The sequence below is a fragment of the Myxococcales bacterium genome, assembly GCA_016703425.1.
Classification (GTDB): Bacteria; Myxococcota_A; Polyangia; order Polyangiales; family Polyangiaceae; genus JADJCA01.
Map to the genome: position 1 here is coordinate 247291 of JADJCA010000013.1, position 19070 is coordinate 266360.

At 70.1% G+C, this 19070-nt stretch carries 21 protein-coding genes; 8 read left to right on the forward strand and 13 right to left on the reverse strand.

What is annotated here, in order from left to right; genetic code table 11:
- Window positions 1–20: 20 nt before the first annotated feature.
- From IPG50_25965 to IPG50_26000, 8 genes are all read right to left on the reverse strand, one after another.
- Entirely contained in the window at window positions 21–1196 is a 1176-nt protein-coding gene (locus IPG50_25965) for a 3-methyl-2-oxobutanoate dehydrogenase (protein MBK6695627.1), read from the reverse strand.
- 108 nt (window positions 1197–1304) lie between these two features.
- Complete coding sequence (locus IPG50_25970) at window positions 1305–1529, reverse strand: hypothetical protein (protein ID MBK6695628.1); 225 nt, start codon at window positions 1527–1529, stop codon at window positions 1305–1307.
- Between the two features lie 123 nt (window positions 1530–1652).
- Window positions 1653–2456 (reverse strand): hypothetical protein, encoded by an 804-nt coding sequence (locus IPG50_25975; protein ID MBK6695629.1) that lies wholly within the window; start codon window positions 2454–2456, stop codon window positions 1653–1655.
- A 353-nt stretch (window positions 2457–2809) separates the two neighbouring features.
- Window positions 2810–3304 (reverse strand): DUF4149 domain-containing protein, encoded by a 495-nt coding sequence (locus IPG50_25980; protein ID MBK6695630.1) that lies wholly within the window; start codon window positions 3302–3304, stop codon window positions 2810–2812.
- On the reverse strand, window positions 3301–4365 hold the full coding sequence (locus IPG50_25985; protein MBK6695631.1) for a HEAT repeat domain-containing protein: 1065 nt from the start codon (window positions 4363–4365) through the stop codon (window positions 3301–3303). The genes IPG50_25980 and IPG50_25985 overlap by 4 nt, the downstream gene beginning before the upstream one ends.
- A 17-nt stretch (window positions 4366–4382) precedes the next feature.
- Entirely contained in the window at window positions 4383–5162 is a 780-nt protein-coding gene (locus IPG50_25990; protein MBK6695632.1) for an ABC transporter permease subunit, read from the reverse strand.
- A complete protein-coding gene (locus tag IPG50_25995; GenBank protein MBK6695633.1) occupies window positions 5159–6103 on the reverse strand; it encodes an ABC transporter permease in 945 nt (314 codons plus the stop codon). Before IPG50_25995 ends, IPG50_25990 begins: the two co-directional genes overlap by 4 nt.
- 8 nt (window positions 6104–6111) lie before the next feature.
- The gene (locus IPG50_26000; GenBank protein MBK6695634.1) at window positions 6112–6759 is read right to left on the reverse strand and encodes a hypothetical protein; all 648 of its coding nucleotides are present in this window, start codon (window positions 6757–6759) and stop codon (window positions 6112–6114) included.
- Window positions 6760–6921: 162 nt separating this feature from the next.
- On the opposite strand from IPG50_26000, the gene IPG50_26005 reads away from it, so the two are divergent.
- The 5 genes from IPG50_26005 to IPG50_26025 all read left to right on the forward strand — a co-directional run bounded on the left by IPG50_26005 (window position 6922) and on the right by IPG50_26025 (window position 11858).
- Window positions 6922–7227: a YfhL family 4Fe-4S dicluster ferredoxin gene (locus IPG50_26005; GenBank protein ID MBK6695635.1), complete on the forward strand. Its 306-nt coding sequence runs from the start codon at window positions 6922–6924 to the stop codon at window positions 7225–7227.
- A 50-nt stretch (window positions 7228–7277) separates the two neighbouring features.
- Window positions 7278–8123 (forward strand): hypothetical protein, encoded by an 846-nt coding sequence (locus tag IPG50_26010; protein ID MBK6695636.1) that lies wholly within the window; start codon window positions 7278–7280, stop codon window positions 8121–8123.
- An 83-nt stretch (window positions 8124–8206) separates the two neighbouring features.
- Window positions 8207–9055, forward strand: a complete 849-nt coding sequence (locus IPG50_26015; GenBank protein MBK6695637.1) for a hypothetical protein — start codon at window positions 8207–8209, stop codon at window positions 9053–9055.
- Between the two features lie 36 nt (window positions 9056–9091).
- Complete coding sequence (locus IPG50_26020; protein MBK6695638.1) at window positions 9092–9919, forward strand: DUF882 domain-containing protein; 828 nt, start codon at window positions 9092–9094, stop codon at window positions 9917–9919.
- Complete coding sequence (locus IPG50_26025) at window positions 9885–11858, forward strand: protein kinase (protein MBK6695639.1); 1974 nt, start codon at window positions 9885–9887, stop codon at window positions 11856–11858. Before IPG50_26020 ends, IPG50_26025 begins: the two co-directional genes overlap by 35 nt.
- 4 nt (window positions 11859–11862) lie before the next feature.
- Here the strand turns inward: IPG50_26025 and IPG50_26030 are convergent, their stop codons facing one another.
- From IPG50_26030 to IPG50_26040, 3 genes are read right to left on the reverse strand one after another with little or no spacing between them, the layout of a single operon-like run.
- On the reverse strand, window positions 11863–12333 hold the full coding sequence (locus IPG50_26030; GenBank protein ID MBK6695640.1) for a hypothetical protein: 471 nt from the start codon (window positions 12331–12333) through the stop codon (window positions 11863–11865).
- A gap of 49 nt (window positions 12334–12382) precedes the next feature.
- The gene (tmk, locus tag IPG50_26035; GenBank protein ID MBK6695641.1) at window positions 12383–13033 is read right to left on the reverse strand and encodes a dTMP kinase; all 651 of its coding nucleotides are present in this window, start codon (window positions 13031–13033) and stop codon (window positions 12383–12385) included.
- 59 nt (window positions 13034–13092) lie between these two features.
- A complete protein-coding gene (locus IPG50_26040) occupies window positions 13093–13980 on the reverse strand; it encodes a pantoate--beta-alanine ligase (GenBank protein MBK6695642.1) in 888 nt (295 codons plus the stop codon).
- Window positions 13981–14135: 155 nt separating this feature from the next.
- On the opposite strand from IPG50_26040, the gene IPG50_26045 reads away from it, so the two are divergent.
- From IPG50_26045 to IPG50_26055, 3 genes are read left to right on the forward strand one after another with little or no spacing between them, the layout of a single operon-like run.
- Complete coding sequence (locus tag IPG50_26045; GenBank protein MBK6695643.1) at window positions 14136–14573, forward strand: hypothetical protein; 438 nt, start codon at window positions 14136–14138, stop codon at window positions 14571–14573.
- Window positions 14570–15472, forward strand: a complete 903-nt coding sequence (locus IPG50_26050) for a hypothetical protein (GenBank protein ID MBK6695644.1) — start codon at window positions 14570–14572, stop codon at window positions 15470–15472. The genes IPG50_26045 and IPG50_26050 overlap by 4 nt, the downstream gene beginning before the upstream one ends.
- Window position 15473: 1 nt before the next feature.
- Complete coding sequence (locus IPG50_26055) at window positions 15474–16571, forward strand: hypothetical protein (GenBank protein MBK6695645.1); 1098 nt, start codon at window positions 15474–15476, stop codon at window positions 16569–16571.
- 15 nt (window positions 16572–16586) lie between these two features.
- On the opposite strand, the gene IPG50_26060 is transcribed toward IPG50_26055, so the two are convergent.
- On the reverse strand, window positions 16587–17432 hold the full coding sequence (locus IPG50_26060) for a hypothetical protein (protein MBK6695646.1): 846 nt from the start codon (window positions 17430–17432) through the stop codon (window positions 16587–16589).
- Window positions 17433–17888: 456 nt separating this feature from the next.
- Entirely contained in the window at window positions 17889–18806 is a 918-nt protein-coding gene (locus IPG50_26065) for a hypothetical protein (GenBank protein MBK6695647.1), read from the reverse strand.
- Window positions 18807–19070: the final 264 nt, after the last annotated feature.

Below are 19070 nucleotides of genomic sequence, written 5' to 3' on the forward strand. Positions count from 1 at the left end.
CGGCGGGCGTTCGTGTTCTCTCAGCCGTGTGTAGGGGCCGGCGGCAATTTGGCGAGCGCGGCCCTCTGCTCTTCGAGGTGCCAGGGCAACGTGGCGTACACGTCATCGAAGAGCGTCGCGCGATCGGGCGGCGGCAGGGCCTCGACGTCTTTGATGGCAGCCCCTATCTCCGAGGCGAATTCAAGGTCGAGCGCCGCGTCCGACGCATCGGTCACGAGGCCCAGACCGGCGAGGTGCTTGCGCAGCCGATCGACGGGATCTTTGCGGCGCCAGTGCTCGACTTCCTCGTTGGAGCGGTAGCGCGTCGGATCATCGCTCGTGGAGTGCGCGCCCATGCGGTAGGTGACGCACTCGACGAAGCTTGGCCCTTCCCCGCGGCGAGCGCGCTCGAAGGCCGCCTTGAGGACGAGGTACACGGCCAAGAGATCGTTGCCGTCGACGCGTGCCGTGGGGATGCGATACGCGCGCCCCTTGATGGCGAGGGTGCGTGACGCCGTCTGTTTTGACGTAGGAACGCTGATGGACCAGTGGTTGTTCTGCGTGACCAAGACCGCCGGCACGTCGTATCGGACGGCGAAGTTGAGAGCGTAGTGAAAGTCCGGCTGGCTGGTGGCGCCGTCGCCGGAAAATCCGACGGCGATGCGGGGGCCGTCTTCGGCGCGGCGCCGCTTCATGGCCCACGCGGCGCCCACGGCCTGCGGGATCTGGGGGCCGATGTTCGACGACCAACTCACCTGATGAACGGCGCGACCCGAGTGGTGGCTCGGCATCTGCCGCCCCTTGAGGACATCGCCGGAGTTGCCAAAGACCTGCGCGATGAAGGCCCGAAGCGGAAAGCCACGCACGAGCATCACGCTCTGCTCGCGGAGCGCCGGGAAGACCCAATCGTTCGCTTCGAGCGCGAGGCCCGTGGCGATGGGCACCGCTTCCTGGCCCGTGCACGCGCCGTAGAAGCCGACGCGCCCCTGCCTTTGCAGCACGATCATGCGCGCGTCGATGGCGCGGAGCCGGCGCATCTCGCGGTAGCCGCGGAGCAGGATGTCGGAAGGAATCGTCGGCGCGCCTGCGGCGGCCCGCGCTTCGTCGTCGAGGACGCGTAAGAGGCCGACGTCGTGGGGGTCGGCGTCGCTCGCCACGCGTGGAGCGCCCCAGGGTAGAGAGGCGGAGGAGCCCGAGTGACCGGTGTCGAGCGTCATGCGGCGCGCAGCATACTCAAGCTTGCGGCGTTCGACGACGGCGCACTTGGGCGCCCCGCGAGCGCGGCAACGGGGGGTCCCTCGGGGGAGCCTGCGTGCGAGAGCTGTTTAGCGATCCCCTAGCCCGGGCGCGGCGTCGGCTGGGGCGGGGGCCGCCGACGCGTCGCCAAGGTCGATGAGCCCGGGGCGCGCGAGCCTCACGCGCTGGGTGGTTCGGCTCTTCTGAAGGTCGGTGCCGGGGGCGGTGCCCTCGCTCGACGCTTCGCCGCACCGTCCGCAGGCGGCCAGCGAGAGGGAAATCGCTGCCAAGGGTAACCAGGAGGGAATCTTCATGCTCTTCCTTGAATCAAGGGACCACGTCGCGGAGCAACGCTCACAAAGGAGCGAACAAAAAGACAGAGGGGCGGCCCCGCGAGGAACCGCCCCTTGTCATGTTCGCGTCACGTTGGCGAAGGCTCAGCCGCCTTCGGTCGGCGAATCCTTGGCCGCGTCCGTGCCGCCGTCGGTGGTCGCCGTGCCGCCGCCGCAGAACAGCGTGGCGAGGTTCGTCGCGCGCTCGAGGAAGCCGGTGCCCTCGAGGCACTTCTCAGCCGCGCCGCCGGCCTTGGTGAGGTCTTCCGCGCAAGCCGCGTCGGTCGAGAACGACTCGCAGCCGCCCGAGAGCGCTGCTTCGGTGCACGCCTGGAACGCCTTGAAGCCTTCCGTCGTGTCCGTGGGGCAGTTGGCCTCGCACGCTTCATCCGCGCACTGATCAGCCGCTTGGACCTTTGCGCCGCAGTCGGCCGCGGTGGTCTTGCCTTCCGAGTTCGCGATGCAGCCTGCGATGTTGAGGCTGATGACGCCGCCGGAGGTGGAGACCATGAGCGGGCCGGGGTTCTTGGCGCTGGAAGGCGTGTAGATACACGCGAGGCAGTCCTTGTTCGCCGCGTCCTTGCTCGCCTTGTCGCAGGTGGCCTGGTCGGCGTTGTCGTCGATGGCGCACATGAGCGCTTCGATTTGGAGATCGGTGCACTTCTTCGTCCCGAAGGCCGCGGGCACCTTCCAGGTCGGCTTGAAGGAGGCCACGTCGCCGGGGCTGCAGGTTTCGGTCGTGCCGCCGTCGCTGGTGCCGGTGGTGCCGTCCTTCTTAGTGGACGCGTCACTCGCGGGCGTGGTGCCGGAATCGCCGCCGCCGACCGCGGTCTCCGAAGACGAACAGCCATTCGCGAGCATCATCAAAAGAGCCGCGCTGGAAGCGAGACCCAAGGACATCTTCAACATGTAATTGCCTCCTCATCGCGGCCGGGGCCGCAAGCCAACGAAGTCGCCGAAAGGAAGGAACGATGATCCGTCCGCTCGGGCCCGTTACCGTGACGCCCCTTGGACCGTGGCGCAAGCTGCGCCCTGGCCAAGAGTGCGCGGACTATACTGACCGGCCCCCGAGCGTCAACACGTTCCCATACCTTTCGTGCTGTCTCGACCGCATCACAGCTCCCGGGCGGGTGGGGGCGGAGGGGCGAAACGGCGCCGGAAGCGCGGTTTTCTACGTGGAGCGGAGCGGTCAGCTGCGGCATGAAGGAAGGAAGTCCAAGGGGCCGGCGCGGGATCGCACGCCAGCACTCGGCCGTGACTCTTCAGACGGGGAGCCGCTTCTTGGTATTCACGCGGCCGAGGAACAAACACCCCGCAAGCAGCAGCACCTGCGTCTTCGCCGAGCGCTCGGCCCAGCGGTGGAGCACCTCGAGGCGCTCGCCGGGAGCGCCCCGGCCGCGCACGGCGCCTTCGCGATGCAGGGCTTCGATGGGCGCCGAGAGGGCCATGGCTTGGACGAGGGCCAGCGCCGCAGCCGCGAAGAGCATCACCGTGTGGCTCCGCACGCGGGCGTAGCCCCACGCGAGGGCGGCCCCTTCAGCGAGGCACGCGACGATCGCTGCGCCAAGAGCGACGCTGTCAAAGCGACGAAACACGAGCGTCATGGCGTCGGCCGCCGTGGGCATCGGCACGGTACGAAACACGATGGGCGCGACGACGGCGCCGAGCACGACGAGGCCGCCGAACCAGACGGCGAGCGCCAGCGTGGAGACGGCATCGAGGGCCAGGGCCCGACGCGGCGGTCGCGGCGCCTTCAAGGTGCGGCCTCGTCGAGGAGCCCAAGCGCCTCGCGCCGAAGGGCCGCATCGACGGACGCGTCGTCGAGCGACGCGATGACGCTGCGCAAGGACACGAGCCGCGCCCGGCCCGCCGCGACCACCGCCGCGGCGCGCGTCGGGCCGCGCCGCGCCGTGAGATCGCGCGTGATCTGCTCGATGGCGCGACCGTGCCCCAAACGCGCGAGGGCGATGGTTGCGTGGAAGACGCACGTATCGCGGAGGAGCCGCGCGGCGCCGTAGGCGCGTCGCTCCAAGTCGGGCACGAGGTCTGAGAGGCCAAGCTCGCCGGCGAGTTCGACGGCCTCCTGCTCGTCTTCCTGCTCGATGGGCGACAGCGCGCCGCGCACCGCGTCCCTGACGAAGCGCGCCGCTTCGTCGCGACGGCCGGCACGGGCGAGGAGGATCGCGGCTGGGAGCACGAGCCGCGGCTCCAAGCCTTTCTCCACGCAAAGGCCGGCGGCGGCCTCGACGAGCGGCGCAAACGCGGGCAAGGCCGCGGGGCTATCTTTGACGAGCTCGACGAGCCGCTCCTCGCCGACGCGAAGGGCGATGTACCGGACCGCTCCATCCGAGTCGGCGAGCGACGCCGCGAGCACCTCGGCGATTTCCGAAGGCGACGCGAGGCGCGCCACGGCGATGACGGCCTGGTACCGAACCTCGGGGCGCTCATCGGTGAGCGCGCGCCGTAGCCGCGGCAACGCCCGCTCGTCGCCGAGCTCGCCGAGCGCCGTGAGCGCCATCTGGCGCACGTCGTTGTTCTCGTCTTCGACGCAGAGCAGGAGGCGCGGCAAGCTCTCCTTGGCCTCGAGCTCACCGAGGCCGAGCGCCGCCGCCGAGCGAACGAGGGGCGCCGCGTCTTCGAGGGCCGCCGATAGCGCTTGCACGGCCCGTTCGCGCAGCTTCGCGTCGGCGAGGGCGTGCCGCGCCACATCGCGCGCCGCCGCCGCGCGCACGTCGGACTTCGTGGAGCCGACATCACGGAAGGCAGCCTCGATGGAGCGGGGCAGCGGAGGGGAGCAAACACCCGCGCAGTCTTGCACAGGCCGAAAGCGGTGCGTCAGCGATCGCTACGAATCGGCGTCGCGGAGCCGGAAGCCACGAGCAACGCTCCGCTCGTGACGAGCACCGAGAGCGAGCCCAACGCGAGGACGTGCGGCGCGCGCAACATGCCGGCGACGCCTTGATCCATGAGCGCGCCGAGCGACACGCCGTCGGCGGGGCCAAGGCCCACGAATGCCAGCGCCGCCTCGCCCACGACGACGCCGGCGGCCGTAGCGCCGAGCTGCACGCGCCCGACACCAACGAGGTTGGGAACGATGTGACGCAAGAGCACGTGGCCCGGAGCGGCGCCGAGGGCCACGGCCGCCGAGACGAAGGTCGCCTCTCGGAGGACCCGCGTTTGCGAAAGCGCGAGGCGCGCAAAGGGCGCCCACGCGGTCAAGAGGAAGACCGCCCCCAAGTGAGCGCGCGACGGCGCACGCACCGCCGAGAGGACCACCATCGCGAGCAAGAACCCGGGAAGGCTTGCAGCAGATCGCGTGCGCTCGGTGGCGCGCTCGACGGAGCCGCCGCGCAGCGCCGCCGCCGCTCCGACGACGGTGCCGATGACGAAGGCCAGGGCGGCCACGCCCGCGGCGAGCACGACGCCGCGCAAGATCCCGTGCGCCACGAAGGGCAAGAGGTTCACGCCTCCCTCGCCGCACCCAAGGAGCCGCGATGCTGAGGGCGCACACCAAGCGTGCGCCGGCTCAAGGCGCGTCGGTGAGCCGTGTCCCTTTGCCAAGAGACACGCCGCCGTGACGAGCGCGAGCGGCGCCATGCGCCACGGTGCTTTCACGAGCGCACCCGCGGGTCGAGCGCCGCGTGAACGAACGCGGCACCGGTCTGCGCGAACACGAAGAGCGCTCCGGCCGCCACAACGCCCGCCTCAAGCACCGGCAGATCGCGAGACGCGTAGGCTTCGAGGATCAGGGTCCCGAGCCCGGGCCGCTCGAAGAGTCGCTCAAGGACCACCGCGCCGCCGAGGAGCGCGCCCAACTGCGTGGCGAGGACCGTCACGACGGGGCCGACGCACGCCGGCAATGCGTGGAGCCAGAACGCGCGAGCGCTGCTGCCGCCCTTGGCGCGCGCAACCACGATGAAAGGGAGGTCGACGACCTCCGCGAGCGCCGCGCGGGTGATGCGTCCAAGCTGCGCCGCCAACGGAATAGCCAAGAGGCCTGCCGCGAAGAGGGCGCCGCGAAAGCCCGCGTCGGGATCACCGGGCAACGGCACCACGCGCCAGCGAGCCGCCAGCAGGTACGTGAAGAGCGGGGCGAACGACAAGAGGGGCGTGGCGGCCACAACGACGAGCGCCCGGTCGACGTAGCGCCGACGGCGACCAAGCCACGGTCCCACAGCGAGGACGGCGACGGCGAGCCCGCCCGTCGCGCCGATGCCCATGGCCAGGAAGGTGAGCTCGGCGGTAGGACCGAGCGCGACGGCGACGCGGCTGGAGGCCCGCACTCCGGGGCGACGGAGCGATTCGCCAAAGTCGAGCCGCGGCAGGCCCCACAGGAAGCGCCCGTATTGTTTCGCCATCGGTTCGTCCAGATGGAGCCGATTGCGCAAGAGCGCGAGCTCGCGAGGGCTCGCTTGATCGCCGAGGACAAGCGCCGCCGGATCGCCCGGCAGGAGCCGGAGCGCGAAGAAGACCAGGGAGGCGAGCAGGACGAGGACGGCGAGCGCTTCGCCGGAGCGGGTAACGACGAGACCGATCGCCGGGGCGCGCCGTGCCAAGTGGGAAACTACCCGCCGCTCGCGGCGTCGCTCGGTAGCGCGGCGTCGGTGCCCGCGTCGGCGGCGTCCGTGTTGCCAGCATCCACGATGGGGGTCGCGGCATCTCGCCCTGAATCAGCGCCTGCATCTGGGGCCACCGAGACCCCAACCCCCGCGTCGCCCGAGAATGCCGAACAGACGGGCGCCGACGCCGTGAGCCGCGTGGCCGTAGACGGGGTCGCTGGGACGATGCAAACACGCTTGCTCGTGTCGTCGTCGAGGATAACGCCGAGCCAGGGCGCAGCCTTCGCGTCGACGCAGACGTAGCCGCCGCGGCAGTCGGTATCGTCGGCGCAAGCCGCCATGCAGTAGGAGCGCCCGACGCGACTTGGGGCGCGACTGTCGAACGCGCAGCCGGGGACCGTCGCCTCGAAGAGGACGCAGGCGCCGTCGTCGGGGCAGCCGTTGCCACGGCAGTCGCGAATCGTGCAGTAGCCGCCCGGTTGAGATGTGTCGCACGTCCGATCGCCGCGGAGCGAACAGTCGGTCGAGAGGACGCACGGGTCGCCGAGGACCGGGGTGCATCCAGCGGCCAGGGCGGCGAAAAGCGCCAAGGCGGCGTAGTGCACGAGGCCGATGCGCATCATGGGCGCGGTCACGCTGGTGCCGCTTGCCATTCACGTCGAGCGATAAGCAGCGAGCGGAGGCGCAGCTGTCCGCGACGGCGCCTACCGCCACGCGACCTCGGCCTCCGGAGCGGCTCGCACGGGGTCATCCAAAAGGCCCTTTCTTGGTGGCGAAATGGGCTATAGAGACCCCGAGGTTTCGGACCAAACGCCATGGCGACCCACATCACGGCTGACTGCATCAATTGCGGGGCTTGCGAGCCCGAGTGCCCCAACGAAGCGATCAGCGAGGGCGATGAGATCTACGTCATCGATCCCGAGCTGTGCACAGAGTGCGTGGGCTTCTACGACCACGAGGCCTGCCAGGCCGTGTGCCCCGTCGAGTGTTGCCTCCCCGACCCCGCCCACTCGGAAGCCGAACAGAATCTGTTGGAGCGCGCGTTGCGCCTTCATCCCGACGACGAGGAGCTCAAGAAGCGCGTCTCGACGAACGTGTTTCCGTCCCGGTTCCGCAAGTAGTGCAATCAGGGGTGGGCCGGCGCGCGGTCGCCGGCGAGCGTGAACGCCACGTGTCGTCACGACCTGTCACAGCGCACGGCAGCCTTGCAGCGAGCCGCGTGGCGCTCCTGGTGCCGCTCTCCGTTCTTTGCGCGTGCGGCGGCGGAGGCCCACTCCTTCATCCGGCCCGAACCCTGTCTCGCGGCGACGTGCGCGCCGTCGCCGGGACCAGCGCCCAGTTCGCGACCGGCGAGCTGACCGGCGCGCTCACGTCCGCTCGCGAGCAGGCAGCCTCGGGTGCGGCCGTGCCAGGACCTCCCGGGACCAACGCCAGCTACGCGCGTGGCGCGCTCGTGGCGGCCGCGGTCGCGCCGGGCTTGGCGCCCTTCGTCGCCGCGCGCGCCGGCGTAGGCGCTTCGTTCGAAGGCGGTCTGGCTTACACCGGGCGCGGCCTGCGGATCGACTTGCGTCGCAGCTTCCCTCTCGCGAGCCAGTGGGACCTTTCGCTCGGTGCCGGCGCGTCGGCCCCGTTCTACGGCGGTGACGACGGGTCGCTCCGCAACGTGGACCTGTCGAAACTCCGAGGCTACGGCGCCGACGTTCCCGCGCTCGTGGGCTACGAGAGCCCGTCGAGCGCCTACAAGGCGTGGTTCGGAGCGCGCGGCGGCTTCGACCGCGTTTCGCTCGAGAACGTCTCGACCGATCCCCGCCCCGGCGTCGCGGAAGCCGTGGTCTTGGAGGCGGACCGCCTCAGCCTGGGCGCGGTGGTCGGAGGAGCCCTGGGCTATCGCTACCTGCACGTCGGCTTGGAGCTCCAAGCGGGGTTCATTTCAATAAGTGGTCGCTACAACGAGACCGCCGCAAAGGTCTCGGGGCTGGCCATTACGCCCGCAACGGCGCTGAGTTGGACCTTCTAGACCGACCCTCCTTGCCTCCTTTTTCGACCCCCGTGCGCTGGAGCGGTTGCGGGAGCATGGGCACCCCAATAAACTGGGTAGGCATGCACGGCCGGTTGCTTTTTGCGTCGCTTGCCCTTGCCGGCGCCTCCGGATGTTCCGCCAACGTGGGCGCGTCCGCCGAGCTCGACGCCGAGGCGAGCGCCGCCGCCGCAGCGATCGTCATCGAACGCGTAACGGGTCCCGATGGCACCCGCAGCGACGCGAAGGCTCGCTTTGTTCGGGGCCGTGCGGGCCCTCTGACAGAAGACGTGCTGCGCTTCCTCGCCCTCGACGAGGCGCCGCCGCCCCTTGGATCTTGCGTGCGCGCGAGTGGAGAAGTCCCTTCCGTGCCCGTCGGGGGCCTGCGACTCCTCGACGTCGGCAAGGTGACGCTGCACGCAGACAGCACGGCGGCGCCGTTCGAGCTAAGCAAGCGCCGCGTGCCCGACGTCGTCGACGTCGTCTCCGGCGTCATTTACGGAGCGAGCCGACTCGACGTTGCGAGTCGCGCTCCCCTGGAGGTTCGCGTCGCTGGCGAGCCGGAGCTAGGGCCGGTCCGCGTCGCGATTGAAGCGCCGGGCGACGTCGGTGGTCTGCGAATGGATGGTCACGACCCCGCGCATCCCGTCGCCGCTGGCGGGGACGTGGAACTGACTTGGGAGCCGAGCGCCGAGCGCGAGCCCATCTCCGTCGACGTCACGGCCATCGACGGCGAGGGTCGGCGGAGCACATGGCGGTGCGGTCAACTCGACACCGGCCACGCCACCGTCGCAGGCGCTCTCCTCGGCGACGGCGACGGCATCATCGCCGTACGCCGATCGCACCGGACGACGTTTCGTTCGGCGGGGATCGACAAGGGCGAGCTCCGCGTCGACTTCGTGCGCGAGCTGCCCTACACGCGGCGCCGCTGATCGCGTCCTCGCCTCGAGAAAGCCGCCACCTCTCCCATGAAGGCCGTTGCCCTCGCGCTGACGCTCGCATGTTCGCTCTCGGCGTTGGCCCTCGCGACGGACGCAGCGTCGGCGCCCCCGAAGAAGGCCGTACCGCCGAAGCGCGCCAAGCCAGAGCTAACGGCGAAGTATGTGCAGGCGGTAAAGGCGTGGCACACACGACCAACAGGACGAACGGCGCCGCGCGACGAAACGGGACGCGCCAAGCTGGTGCTCGCATCGCTCAATACCGGGGACCGCGTTGAGATCGCGGCGGCGACCGACCGCGGCACGTTCCTGGCGCGTGACCTGGACAAGGCCGCGAAGGCTCTTCGCGACTCGTCTAGCGCCTCCGAACATCCCATCGAGCCGCGCCTCATCGATCTGCTCTACCAGCTGCAACGAAAGTTCGACGCGCCGGAGGTCCGCCTCGTCTCGGGCTACCGGCCGGGACGTGCCGCGAGCGAACGGCCGCCGGTCCGCGGCCGCGGCTCGAATCATTCCTGCGGACGGGCCGCCGACATCGTCATCCCCGGCGCGCGCGACGAAGACGTGGCGAAGGCGGCGCGCGACTTGGGCTTCGTCGGCGTGGGGCTCTACCCGACGAGCGGATTCGTCCACGTCGACGTGAGGGAGAGAAGTTACTTCTGGGTCGATCGGAGCGGTCCTGGCCGCAAGAACCGTGAACGGGGCATCCTGGCGGACCTCGCATCGAAGAGCGACGCCCGCGCGAAGACGCGCGGTGAGGAGCCGACGAACCCCTTCGCCATCGGCGCCGAGGTCGAGGCCTCGCTCGACGCCAGGACCGACGGTGAACCGGTCCACGACGAAGACGACGAGGACTGAGGTGGACGCCGACATCGAGCGTCTCATCCTTGCGGAGCGCTTGCGGGAAGCGGCGACGCTCGCGGAAGCGCGCGGCGACTTGCAGCTCGCGGCCGAGCTCTACGAGCGGGATTGCCTCTTTGCCGAAGCGGGCCGGGCAGCCCTTCGCGGGAACCTCCCGGAGCGCGCGCTCCTGCTCGCCTGCGAGGCCCACGACGACGACACAGCGGAGTCGGCGCTCGCCGACCTAGACGACGCTCGCTTGCCGACGCTCGCGAGCGCGCTCTCCATGAAGGGACATCACGGGTGGGCCGCGAGGCTCTTCGAGGCTATCGGACAAGGGGACGCGGCCGCCACCGCTTGGTCTCGCGCCGGCCGCGAGGAGCGCGCCGCCGACATCCTCGAACACCGGGGTGATCCGGCGGCCGCGGCCCGCGAGCTAGAGGCGGGCCTTCGCCGCGTCCCGGAGCGGTGGGACCTCAAGCTACGGCTAGGCCGCCTCCTCGACCGACACGGTCGTCGCGAAGCGGCGATTCGCGCACTGCAGGAGATCCCAAAGGGGGCGGCGGAGCGCGGCCCCGCAACCATGGAACTGGCGCGCATCTTCGGCGCGATGAACCTCGGCGCTGCCCAAGGCGAGTGCCTCACGGAGCTGGCGGCGCTCGGCTTCGAGACGAGCCCCCCGTCGCAGCGCCCCGCGGCAATGGCGCGCGACGAGGAGACGTTCTTTGGTCGCTACCGGCGGAAGCGCGACGTGGCGTCGACGGCGAACGCGCGCGTCATCGAATGCATCGATACGCTGACGGAGGAGCACGTCGCGCTAAAGGTCTTTGCCGGCAACGGTCTCCGCGGCGTTGGGCGCGATGCGCTGGTGCGCTTCGAGCGCGAGGTCACGATCTTGCGCGGACTTCGCCACCCCAGCGTCGTCCCGCTGCGCGAATACGTCCCGGAAGGTCCCGCGCTGGTGCTCGCGTGGATGAGCGGTGGCTCGCTCGCGGAGATGTTGGCGAAGGAGCCGCTCGCGCCGGCGCGCGCCGTCGAGATCGCCGCGGCGGTCCTCGACGCGTTATCCGCGGCGCATCGCGCGGGCGTTATCCATCGCGACGTCAAGCCGTCGAACGTTCTCTTCGATGGCGCCGGCGCAGCCCGACTCGCGGACTTCGGGGCCGCGCACCTCGGCGATCTCGCAGCGACGGCGACGGCCGGCGTCATCGGGACGTTCGCCTACATGAGCCCGGAACAAAAGCTCGGCCACCCGGCAACCATCCAGAGCGATCTATACGGCATCGGGGCCATGCTCTCGGAGATGCTCGTGGGCAGCGCGGCGGCGGGCACGCTACCGAGCGCGCTTCATCGCGACCTCGATCGGCGACACGACGCCGCGCTCGCCGCGCTCCTCGCGAAAGAGCCTCAGGCACGCCCCGCGGACGCCGCCGCCGCGCGGAAGCTTCTGCTCGAGCTTCGGTGGCCGACCAGCTTCGAACCGGTGGCGCGCCCTCTCCCAGAAAGTGCACCGGAGCTGCCCGCAAAGTCGCGACTCGAAAGCCTCGGCAACGACCTCTACCGCGACGAATGGACCGGCCGTTTGGTTCGTCTGGTGCCGCTCACCGAGTCGACGTTGACGCGGGCCCGCGCCTTCGCGCAGGCCCTCGCGAGCGTGACGGGCGGTGTTGAAGTCGTTCTCCGTGTCGACGCCTCCGCCGCAAAACTCTGGATCGAAGCGCGAGAGGGCGCGCCGCTTGAGCGGCCGCTCACGGCATCGGAGAGTCGGCGCCTCGGCGCCGTGTTGTCGGTGCTGCACCAGGCCGGCGTCCCTCACGGCCGCGTCGATCGAGCACACATCCGTCTGTTGCCCAGGGAGGGCGCTGTCCTCGCGTTTACCGCCGAGACCACGCCGACGGCAACGCCCGATCTCGACCTCATCGCGCTCTCGGAGCTGTCGCGAGGCGCGAGCAGCTGAGGGACTACTTCTTGGCCCGATCCTCGATGGGGTAGCGCAACTCGCGGGGCTGACCGTTTCGCTCGACGATCACGCGAAGCTCGGGTGCCGTTTCGAGGCCATGAAAGACCGCGAGGGCGTGCTCAGGGCGCTCGATGCTCGTGCCGTTAATGGAGAGCAGAACATCGCCCGGCTGCAGGTCGACGCCGGCCCAAAAGGACGGGTCACCGACGAGACGCGCGACGCGAAAGCCCTTGAAGCGGCCTCGCTCGAACGCAGGCTGCTCGGTCAGCTCCACACGTTGCAAGAAGGCGCCGAGGCCGTCGCGAACGGTGCGACGAACGTCGTCGCGGCGGAGGAATCGGGGCGCCGCAGCGCTGCTGACTTCCGTTGCGACGGGCGGTGCCGCCGTGGGTGACTGAGCCGAACCGCGAGCCACCGGCTCTTGTGCAGCGCAGCCAGAGGTGACGAGCAAGGCGAGGACCCAAAGGCGCATGGCGGGAGGATGCCAATGGACACGTCGCAGGGCAAGAAACCCTCGCGGTTCAGCGCTTTGGCGAGGTAGCCGCGAAGTCCCGAAAGGCCGCGTAGACGAGCTCCTGCACCTCGTCGATGGGCTTCGAGCCATCCACGACGACGACCCGATCATCCGGCTGATGCTTCTGCAAGTCCTTGTAGAAGTCCGCCAGCGCGCGCTGCACCTCGTTTTGTTCGTAGAGTTGGGCCGCCTCGCCGCGCGACTCGCGGCGCGACGCCCCGACGCCGGCGCTCACGTCGAGGACGATGGTGAGGTCGGGGCGACGGGCGTGTCGGTTGATGTGACGGATCCACTCGAGCGCTTGAGCCCCCTCGGTTCCGCTCGTGACGCTTTGGTAGGCGAGGCTCGACGCGTCGTACCGGTCTGACACGATGACGCCACCGGCGGCGATTTGCGGCTCGATCTCGCTCTCAACATGATCGAGGCGGTCGGCGGCAAAGAGCAACGCCATGGTCGCCCAGCCGGGAGCGCGACCACCGGGGACCACAATGCGCCCTGTGAGGACCTGCCGCACCATCATGCCGACGGGACCATCGCTCGGCTCGCGGGTCGCGCGCGCATTGACACCGTCGCGACGGAGGCGCTCCACGAGCCTCGCCGCTTGCGTCGTCGTGCCGGCGCCATCGATGCCTTCGAGTACGACGAACAGGCCTTCCATGATCGTTTGCCTTCCTTCACGTAACGGAGAGTCGAAGATCGCGCGGGGCGCGCTGCGCGTCAGTGCTGACCAGAGGTGATCGGCGGCGGGTCTTCGCCGAGGACCGTGTTGTCGATGAGGCGCGTCTTGCCGATGTGACACGCGATGGCGAGGAGCGCCCGCTCGGGGACGGTCCCAGAAAGCGGCGCCAAGGAGTCGGCGTCGGTCAGGTCTACGTAGTCGATGCGATCGGCGGCTGGCTCGACCTCGCGACGCACGCGCGCAACCAGGGCGCCGATCGACCGCTCGCCGGCCGCGAACAGCTCCGCCGCAGCGGCGAGGCCACGTGAAAGCGCGCGCGCTCGCTCGCGCTCCGGCGGCGTGAGGTATGCGTTGCGAGAGCTCATGGCGACGCCGTCGGCCTCTCGAACGATAGGCGCGCCAACCACCGTCGTAGGCAGGTAGAGATCAACGACAAGGCGACGAATCACGGCGAGCTGCTGGTAGTCCTTGCGGCCAAAGATCGCGTCCGCCGCCCCAACAATTGAGAGCAGCTTCGCGACAACCGTCGCGACACCTTCGAAGTGTCCTGGACGGAAGGGGCCGCACAGCCCTGCGGCGAGGCGCGGCACGGCGACCCGCGTCTCATCACCAACGGGATACATTGCGTCACGCGGTGGCGCGAACAACAGATCGACGCCAACGCCGTCGAGGAGCTTGGCGTCCGCGTCGAGATCACGCGGGTAGCGGGCAAAGTCCTCGTTGGGACCAAACTGCGTCGGGTTCACGAAGATGGAGACCACGACGAAGTCCGCGCGGGCGCGGGCCTCACGCACGAGCGAGAGATGACCTTCGTGAAGCGCGCCCATCGTGGGCACGAACGCGACACGCGCGCCACGGCCTCGTGCGGCATCGCAAGCGCTGCGGAGCGCCTCGGGGCGCACGACGATGGGAAACCTGACCGCCATCAGAATCGTACGCTACCGCAACTTGATGACCCATGGGGGGCTTGTACCTGGCGAGGTGCGAGGCCGGGAGCCTGTGGCGTTTGCGCTCTTGTCCTAGTACGTTGCCGCGCGTGGTAGCCCAAGCGATTCCCCTCTGCGCGCGAGTTCTTGGGCTCATGGTTCTCGCGACCGCGATTGGGTGCGGCAGCCGTGGGCCGCTCGACTTCGAGCCCCTCGGCGACGCGTCGGTCACCGCGGTCGCTGTCGATGCCGCCGTTTCTGCCGATGCGGGCGTCGACGCCGCGGGTCCCCCCGATCCCATCCAGGAGCTCGTCGGCTGCGCGACGTGCGTCGCTCAGAAGTGCGGCAGCAAGGTCACCCGCTGCTTGCAGCAGCCGGACTGCAATCGCGTGCTGCAGTGCGTGGCACAGAAGTGCCTGGCCGCGAGCCTTGACCTTCAATGCCTCGGCACCTGCACGACGGACCCGCAAGCGTCCCTGAAGGCCTTCGAGATCGTGCAGTGCGTCACGGGCGTTTGCGGCAACGCCTGTGGAGGCGCCTTGCCGTTCGGTGGACTCGGCGGCCTCGGAGGACTCGGAGGGCTCGGCGGATGAACGCGCGCGCGGCGCTCGCCGTGCTGCTCTTCGCCACGGCGTGGCCCGCCGCCGTCGTGGCGAAGGAGCCCAGCTCCGCGGAGCTGGCACAGGCTCGCGAGCTCTTCTCGCTCGCGGAGAAGGACGAGAGCTCCGGTGCGTGGGCCGCGGCGCTCGAAAAGCTGGAGCGCGCGGTGCGCATAAAGGCGACACCCGGTCTGCGCTTTCACGTCGCCCTCTGCCTCGAGAGCCTAGGCCGCCTCACCGAAGCCCTGGAGGGCTACGAAGGGGCCGCCCGCGCTGCCCAAGCCGAGAACGTGGCCGAGGTGCTCGAAGCGACCAAGGCCCCGCTCGAAGACCTCCGCGCGCGAGTCCCGTCGCTCTCCGTCGCGCTTGTTGGTGTCACTGCGGCTGAAGTCGACGTAACCCTCGACGCGGCCCCCATCGACACGACGACCCCGCTACGACTCGCGCCTGGTCGTCACCGCCTCACGGCTCGCCGCAAGGTTGGCGACGGCTCGCTGTTCATAAAGCAGGTAGACCTGAGGGAGCGGGAGGCAGTGACCGTCGAGGTGAAGCTGCCGAAGGACGAGCTCACGTCGACGCCCGCGTTGTCGGCACCGCCTGGGCCACGAGGCTTCGGAACCGCGGCGCTCGCCGCGGCCGCTGGGGCCGTTGTCGTGGCTGGCGCCGGCGTCGGTGCGTTCTTTGTCGCGGGCAACGCTCAAGACGAGCTTGCCGATTGTAAGACCGTCGCCTCATGCGAGGACACGCGCGACCGCGTCCGCACGTGGGACACGGTGGCGCTCTCGGGCTTCGCCGTCGGCGCCGCCCTCGGTATCACCGCCGGCATCTTCTGGTGGATGACGCCCGCGAAGCGAAGCACCGCGCTTCCGGCGACGCTGCGCGTGAGGTTTTGACGTGCGACGGTTCGCCATCGCTGCGGCCCTCGTCATGCCAAGCGGCGTCGCCGCTTGCGTCGACCTGTTTCACGACACGAGCTACGAGCTGCCCGAGGCGGGTTCCCTCGACGCCAGTGTTGAAGCCTCCGCCGCCGACAGCGCGACGCAGCTCAAAGAGTTCTGCGACCTCGACTTCGACGAGGCGACCGCGATGGCCAAGCGCTCGTGCGCGCTGCTCGCGGCCTGCGAGTCACCGATGGGAAGCAACGCGACGGGAAAATGCCTCGAGGACGCACTCCCGACCTTCGCTTGCAAGGCCGCGCCGGGGCGCGCGCCGCGCGGCGCACGGCTCGAGTACTACCGATGCATCGCCGCCGCGAAGACCTGCGACGATACCGTCAAGTGCATCTTCCCGACCGGCGTACCGGCCGACTGCGGTCAAATCGCTGATGGCGGGATTACCACCTGCGGAGCGGCCGCCTCGCCGCTCGCCGAGGTGCGTCTCGATTGCCGTCGCTCGGGAAGCCGCGCCTACGGCGAGGCGTGCATCGCCAAGGGGCGCACCTGCCGCCGCGTGGCCGACTACCGCGGCGAGTGCACCGGAAGCGGTGGCCTCGGCGCCTGCGCCTCCAGCGGTTGCGTTGGAACGAGCCTGCGCCAGTGCGTCGGCGGCAACGACGTCGGTTTCGACTGCGCGAGCGTGGGCGCCGGTCGGTGCGTCGACGTCGCGCACGGCTCCGCGTGCGTGCCGACCGGGAGCGGCACCTGCCCTGCCAGCACCGTTGTGACGTGCCAAGGCACAACCGCGTCGGGTTGCCCTGGCGGCGTGCCCGAGGTCATCGACTGCGCGGTCTTCGGCTCGACCTGCCATCGGATCGCGGGCGCCAGCGCCGACGCCGGTGCCCGCGAAGGCGGTGCGCCTCGGTCCTGGGACATTGCCCGCGCCTGCGACGTCCCCGTCGACGCCGGCGCATGCTCGGCCGATCGCTGCGTCGGTGACAAACTCGTCGCGTGCGTGCGGGGCGCGCCCATTGAAATCGACTGCCGCGCGCTCCTCGGCTCCCGTTGCGGGAGCTGGCTGACCGCCGAGGGTGAGCGCTTCGCCTGCGTGCGCTAGTCGCCGCGCCGCTCGCTAGAGGGCGCCTTCGAGTTGCGCCTTGGCGAGGGCGTCGGCGGCGGCCGCGGTGATACCCAGCTTTTTGCCGAGTTTCGGGGCGTCGCCCTTGTCGCTCTTCGCTTCAGCCTTTTCGACCTTCGCCTCCGCTTTCTCGACGCGTTCGGCCTTGGCTTCCGCCTTCTCCGTGCGTTCGGCCTTCGGCGACTCCTCCTCGCTCTTGTCGTGTCTCTCCGCCTTCTCGGCGCGCGCGAACCGCGGCGGCTCGCGACGTACCGGCGCCGCAACCTTCACTTCCGTCTTGGCAACGGCGCGCACGGGGCCTTTGAGAGTCTCGATGTTCTTGCGAGGACCGCCGAGGTCGATGGGCTCGCCAATGATGGGCGCTGCGGCGGCGACGACGGCCGTGCCGTGGGATGGCACCTGCGCCGCGTGCGCCGGCTCGGGCCGGGGCGCGGGAGCTGGCGCCGACGGTGGAGCCGACAGCGGCGGCATCGCAGCGACCACCGGCAGCGTCGCCGGCCGCGGCATCCCCATCGTTTCGGCGCTCGGATCGATGAAGGTGACGCCGGCGCGAAGGATCGAATCGGTTTCACCGCCGGCCACAATGGCGGTCACGACCCCGCCGAACACGCCGAGCGCGACGAGGGCCATCGCCCACGACGCGCTTGGCCGCGCGATCGGCGCCGGGTGGTGCGTGATGGACATCGGCTCGATGGCGTCGGAGCTCGGCGGCTTGCGTTGAGGAATTGGCGGCGGGAGCGCTTCGGCGAGCAAAGCGGCCACGGCGGTCCCTTCGCGCCCGGCGGCTCGGTCGAACTCGTGACTCGGGGGCGCCATGACCGACGCACGGGGTAGCTCCATCGGCGAACGACCGGGTCGCGCCGATCCCCTCGGGGACGCGGGACGTGCGGTCGGGAGGGGCGGCGGCCCCTTGGACGGTCTCCGGCCGAAGACCGGCGAAGGCACCGGGGCCGGCGTACTGAGCGGCGACGCCTGAACCGAGGTGATCTCATCGGAGACCGACACCCGAGCCTTCTTCGCTCCGAGGGCGAAAGGATTCGCCGCTGGCTCTGCCGGTACCGTCCGCTTACGAGGGAGCATCTTCCTCCGCCCCGGTTGGTTGGGGGGCGGATTGTCCAGTGCACCGAGCGGGCCATCGCAGGGTCGACCCGAAACTCAATCTATCTACTTGAATTCAATCGCTTCCACGCATCCCACATGGGGGCATCAAGGTGGCGTTTTCGTGCGACCAATGGGCTGACCGTGGGGGTCCATTGATCCACCCCCGGCGCCGGCGCGACCTAGAGATTTTCACTCTCAGAGGAGTGACTCGAGCTGCGCCGCCGCGATGTTCTTGGCTTCCTCGGAGAGCGCCCGCTCCTTGCGGGGCCGAGGCGCGGGCACCGCAGCCGCGGTGGGCTCGGCAGGGACGAAGCGACTCGCTCGACGCGGGGCGGGCGCGGCAGCCGGCGAGGCCACCGGAGCGGACTTGGCAATCGCAGCGGGTGCGACGGGCGCGGCCATCGGAAACGCGGGTCCTGGGAGCGCACCCAACGGGAGCGGAGGAACGGAGCTCGCGACAACGCCGGTCATTGCGCGAGCCGTGGGCGCCGGATCGAGGACGCCCGCCGGAAGCGGCGGGAGGCCGGAGTTGATGGGAGCGGCGACGCCTTGCGCGACCGCGGGAGCGGCAACAGGTGCGGGCGTGGCGGGCAGGGCCGCGGGAGCAACTGGAGCTGCGGGCGGCGCGGCAGCCGTGAGGGCGGCGACGGTCGGCAGCGCGGGTGTTGCGGGGGCTTGTGCCGCGAGAGCCTTAGCGCCAGCCGCCTTCTTCGCCGCCTTGCCTGGCGCCTTCGCCGCGGCCGCGGCCGTCGTCGCCCTCGATTCGGCGCTCTTCATGAAAGCACCACCGATACCGACGAACACGCCGAGGGCAACGAGGACGACGGCCCAGGAGACCGTGGGACGAGCAACCTTCGCGAGGGCGCCGGTACGAACGCGCGCCGTCTGAACGTTGATGCTGGGCGCCGTGTTACCGATGGCAAAGCCGTGAAGCGACGACGGCGGCGCGGGAACAGAAAGCGGCGTCGGCTGGGGAAGACTGGAGGCGGCGATCGAGGGCAGGGTCGGCTGACGACCGACGACTTGCTCAACGGGAGACCACTGCCGGGGGATCCGCGCCGTATGCGCGTCGGGCGGCGGCGGGAGGGCCGCGGCGCTCCTCGACGGCATCATCGTCGTCATTTCTTCGTCGCGAACCGGGGCAAAGTCCGGACGGACCGAGCGCGCGCCGCCAGCGACTGAGGGGCGAACCGTGGAGACCGGCCGAGTCGTCGGCCGCATCGTCTCTGGGGTTCGAGGGGAAGCGGTTACGCCACTTCGCCGCTGATAGGGCAGCACCTTGGGAGCCTCCTTGGGTTCGCAGGGACCGATGCAGGCCCCGCGCCAAGAAGATTTCCAGCCCTGCTGCGCGCCAACTGCGCAATTACCGCGGTCGGC